The 5,285-nt window shown below is 71.0% G+C and carries 1 protein-coding gene; it reads right to left on the bottom strand.

Annotated elements, in window-relative coordinates; translation table 11 throughout:
• Window positions 1-5,285: SDR family NAD(P)-dependent oxidoreductase (locus ACFVW8_RS38305; protein WP_389698533.1), on the bottom strand; the 5,285-nt coding region annotated here is incomplete at both ends.

Genomic DNA, 5,285 nt, shown 5'->3' with positions numbered 1-5,285 from the left:
CCACACCGACCGATCTCCGCAGCGAACACCTCCGACTCCCCCAGCAAACCCACCGCCATACCCACCCACTGCGACCCCTGACCCGGAAACACGAACACGGTCTTTCCGGGCGTGCGGGCGATTCCGCCGATCGTCGACGCTGTTGGCCTCTTCGGCTTCGCCGACTGTTCCAGCTGGGAGAGCAGGTCGTCGTGACTCTTCGCCAGGATGACCGAGCGGTGGTTCATCAGAGATCGGCCTGCCGCCAACGAGTGGGCCAGGTCCTTCAGTTCGGTGGTTTCGCGGTCGGCTTCGGTGAGGAAGCCACTGAGCTTGTGTGCCTGTGCCCGCAGAGCGTCTTCGTCGTGCGCGGAGAGCAGAACCGGGAGAACGGACGGCGTGGGGCGGGTCGCGTGGCGGGCCGTCGCACCGTCCGGGTCGTCGGCCTCCTCGATGATGACGTGGGCGTTCGTGCCGCTGATGCCGAACGACGAGACGCCGGCCCGCCGCTTGCGATCCCCCCGCGGCCACGGCGCGGCCTCGGTCAAAAGCGACACGGCACCCGAGGACCAGTCCACATGCGGCGACGGCTCCTGCGCGTGCAGCGTGCGCGGCAGCACCTCATGCCCCAGCGCCATCACCATCTTGATGATGCCTGCGGCCCCCGCAGCCGCCTGGGTATGACCGATGTTCGACTTGACCGATCCGAGGTGGAGCGGGCGGTCCCGCTCACGCTGCTGGCCGTAGGTGTTGAGCAGCGCCTGGGCCTCGATGGGGTCGCCCAGTGCGGTGCCCGTGCCATGAGCCTCGACCGCGTCGATGTCCGAGGCGGAGAGACCCGCATTTGCCATGGCCTGACGGATCACCCGTTGTTGCGAGGGGCCGTTCGGTGCCGTCAGGCCGTTCGATGCCCCGTCCTGGTTGACCGCGGAGCCCCGCACCACGGCCAGCACCCGGTGCCCGTTCGCCCGGGCGTCCGACAGCTTCTCCAGGAGCAGCAGTCCTACGCCCTCGCTCCACCCCGTCCCGTCGGCGTCGGCCGAGAAGGGCTTGCAACGGCCATCGGGGGCCAGTCCGCGCTGTCGGCTGAACTCGATGAAGGTCGTGGGTGTGGACATGAAGGCCACACCGCCGGCGAGCGCCATGGTGCACTCGCCGGAGCGGAGTGCCTGGGAGGCCAGGTGCAGTGCCACAAGTGATGACGAGCAGGCGGTGTCGATGGTGACGGCGGGTCCTTCGAGCCCGTAGGTGTAGGAGACCCTCCCGGAGGCGACGCTCGCCTGGTTGCCGGCGAGCAGGAAGCCCTCGAACCCGTCGGGGGCGTTGCGGAGCCGACTCGCGTAGTCGTTGTACATGACTCCGGTGAAGACACCGGTTCTGGTGCCCTTGAGGCTCTCGGGGGCGAGTCCGGCGCGCTCGAAGGCCTCCCAGGCGGTTTCCAGCAGCAGCCGGTGCTGCGGGTCGGTGGCCAGGGCCTCGCGCGGGCTGATCCCGAAGAGCTCGGGGTCGAACTCGTTGCCGTCGTACAGGAATCCACCGCGGGTGGTGTAGATCTTGCCCTGCTGCTGCGGGTCCGGGTCGTAGAGGCCCGCCACGTCCCATCCGCGGTCGTCGGGGAATGTGCCGCCCGCTTCGCCGCCGTCGGCTACGAGCCGCCACAGGTCCTCGGGGGTGCTGACGCCTCCCGGGTAGCGGCAGCTCATGGCGATGATCGCGATCGGTTCGTCGTCGGTGCCCCGCGGCCGGTCCGGCGTCGTCTCGGCTCCGCTGGGCGCGGCGCCGAGCCGTTCCTCCAGGTAGCGGACCAGAGCGAGCGGAGTGGGGTGGTCGAACACGAGGGTGGTGGGCAGCTGCAACCCTGCTGCTGCTCCGAGCCGGTTGCGCAGTTCCACGGCGGTGAGGGAGTCGAAGCCGAGTTCTTTGAAGGCGCGTTGCGCGTCCAGCGTCTGGCTGGTGGTGTGGCCCAGAACGGTCCCCACCTGTGCGTGGACAAGGTCGAGCAGCGCTTCGTGACGGTCGCCCTCCGGGAGCGCGGCGAGCCGTTTGGCCAATGAGGTGTCCGATGCGCTGCCGGCCGCTCGGCGCACGGGCCGGCGTACGAGGGTGCGGAGCACCGGTGGGAGCGTTCCGGCGGCCGCCTGTTCGCGGAGTGCGGGCAGGTCGAGTGCGGCCGGGGCGAGGAACGGGGTGCCGAGCGAGGACGCCTTGTCGAAGAGTTCCATTCCCAGTGCGGACGGCAGGGCGGTCACGCCTGATCGGCTCATCCGTGACAGGTCGGCACGGTCGAGGTGACCGGTCATGCCGCTGCTTTGATCCCACAGGCCCCAGGCCAATGAGGTGCCGGCCAGGCCCTGGGCGTGCCGATGGTGGGCGAGGCCGTCCAGGAAGGTGTTCGCCGCGGCGTAGTTCGCCTGGCCGGCGTTGCCGAGCGTGCCGACGATCGAGGAGAAGAGCACGAAAGATGTGAGGGGGCGGTCGAGGTCCCTGGTCAGTGTGTGCAGGTTCCACGCTCCGTCGACCTTGGGGCGCAGCACGGTGTCGAGGCTCTCCTGAGTGAGGGACTCGACGGTGGCGTCGTCGAGGACGCCTGCGGTGTGGACGACGGCGGTGAGCGGGTGCTGCGGGGGGACGGCGTCGATCAGCGCGGCCAGCGCGTCGTGGTCGGCGATGTCGCAGGCGGCCGTGGTCACTGCGGCCCCGAGCGCGGCCAGTTCGGCGTCGAACGCTGCGGCGCCGTCGGCCTCCGGGCCCCGGCGGCTGACGAGAAGGAGGCGTCGGACGCCGTGCGCGGTGACGAGGTGCCGGGCGAGGAGGCGGCCCAGTGTGCCGGTCGCGCCGGTGATCAGTACTGTGCCGTCGGTGTCCGGATCGGTGGGCGAGGTGCGTTCCGGGGCGAGTTCCGCACTGGCGTCCGCGATGGTGGGGGCTGCCGGGGAGATGGTGGCCCGGTTCAGCCTGGGCGCCAGGAGTTCACCTCCGCGGAGAGCGAGTTGGGGCTCGCCCGTACGGATGGCCGCACGCACCGCCTCGTCGGTCCCGTTGTCCTCGCCTGTACCGGCGCCAGGTACGTCAAGGAGGACGAAGCGCCCGGGGTGCTCGGACTGTGCGGTACGGATCAGCCCCCATACGGCCGCCGCGGCGAGGTCGGTGACGTCCTCTCCCTCGGCCGCGGCCACAGCCCCCCGGGTGACCAGCACGAGTGGTCCGGTGGCAGAGCCCGGCTCCGCAACCGTGATCGTCTCCTGCACGAGGTCCAGTGCGCGCCCGACTAGGGCGTGCACCTGCTGGGGAACGCCACCGGGAAGGTCGCCTCCCGCTTCGCCGGTCGATTCGGCGGTCGTCGCTGCGCCGATTGGGATCCATTGCGCGGGGGCGTCCCCGGATTCCGGACCGGGCTCGGCGGTGACGGCTGTCCACTCCAGGCCGTGGAGGGATTCGAGGCTCCTGTTCGGCGTGTGGTGCGCCAGCTCGCCGACGACCGGCCGCAGGACCAGTGAGTCGACCGTGAGGACGGGCGCGCCCGCCGGGTCGAACGCCGTCAGGGCGGACGTGTCCCGGCCTGCCGGTGACAGGCGTACGCGGAGTGTGGTGGCACCTGTCGCATGGAGGTGCACGCCGGCCCAGGCGAACGGCAGCCGGGGCGGTTCGGGTTCCGCGTCGGCCGGCCGGTCCACCAGGGGGTGCAGCATGGAGTCGAGGAGGGCAGGGTGCAAGCCGAACGCGTCGGCGTCGGCCGTGAGCTCCTCGGCGAGCCGGATCTCCGTGTAGAGGTCGTCGCCCCTTCGCCAGACGGACCTGACCCCCTGGAAGAGCGGTCCGTACTCGTACCCCTGGCGCTCCACACGTCCGTAGAGGTCGGCGATGTCGATGCGGTGGGCGCCCGCCGGGGGCCAGGGCGCGAGGTCGGGGAGGGGTGCTGCCGGTTCCTCGTCGGTGAGTACTCCGGCTGCGTGGCAGGTCCATGGCTGCTCGGGGCCGGGCGGGCGGGAGTGCACCGTGAGCGTTCGTCGGCCGGTGCCTTGGTCGGCACCGAGGAGCACCTGGATCTGGACGCCTTCCTCGCCGGTCAGGACGAGGGGGGACTGCAGGGTCAGCTCCGCCAGGTGCGGCAGTCCCTGCCTTGCCCCGGCGTGCAGCGCGAGTTCGACGAACGCGGTGCCCGGCAGCAGAACCGTTCCCCGCACCGCGTGGTCGGCGAGCCAGGGATGGGTGCGGGTGGACAGCCGCCCCGTGAACGCGACCGCTCCGCCATCTGCCAGCGCCACCTCGGCGCTGAGCAGCGGGTGTTCGGCGCTCTCCAGGCCGAGTTGCCCGGCGTCGCCGCCAGGGGCCGGGCTCTCCAGCCAGTACCGCTGCCGCTGGAAGGCGTACGTCGGCAGGTCTGCCGGGGAAGCACTCGTGGAGGCGGTCGTCACGCCCATGCCGGCGAAGGCTTCACGCCAGTCGATCGCGGCGCCGTGCACATGTGCCTCGGCCAGCGAGAGCAGGAAGCGGTGGAGATCGCCCTTGGAGCGCCGGAGGGAGCCGACGGCCACGCCCGCCGCGGGCAGGTCGGCACCGTCCAGCGTCTCCTGGACGGCCAGGGTCAGCACCGGATGCGGGCTCGACTCGATGAACAGCGTCTCGCCGCGGGCGGCGAGCGCGCGCACGGCCTCCTCGAATCGGACGGTGTGCCTCAGATTGCGGTACCAGTAGTCGGCGTCCAGCTCCTGCGTGGTGGGGAGCGGGCCGCCGATCAGGGTCGAGTAGAAGGGCACTTCGGGTGTGAGCGGGGTGATGGGGGCCAGGAGGCGCAGCACGTCGTCGCGGATGGCTTCGACGTGGGCCCCATGCGAGGCGTAGTCGACAGGTACGCGCCTGGCCCGTACATCCTCCGCTTGGCACACGGCGAGCAGTTCGTCCAGCGCCGCCACGTCGCCGGAGACGACGGTGGCCGAGGGCCCGTTGACCGCGGCGATGCCGATCCTGTCCTCCCATCGCGCGACGAGGGTCCGGGCGTCCTCGGCCGGCAGTGGGAGCGACACCATGCCGCCTTGTCCGGCCAGGGCCACGATGGCGCGGCTCCGCAGCGCGACCACCCGCGCCGCGTCATCCAGACTCAACGCACCCGCCACATACGCGGCCGCAATCTCCCCCTGCGAATGACCGATCACCGCAGAGGGACGCACACCCACCGACCGCCACAACGCAGCCAACGACACCATCACCGAAAACAGAACCGGCTGCACCACATCCACCCGGTCCAACGACGCCGCACCCTCACGCCCCCACAACACATCCTCCAACGACCAATCCACATACCGCGA

Origin of the sequence: Streptomyces sp. NPDC058221, assembly GCF_042882365.1 — a bacterium.
Classification (GTDB): domain Bacteria; phylum Actinomycetota; class Actinomycetes; order Streptomycetales; family Streptomycetaceae; genus Streptomyces.
Note: the sequence above shows the minus strand (reverse complement) of the source record. Positions and strands in the feature narration are given on the sequence as shown.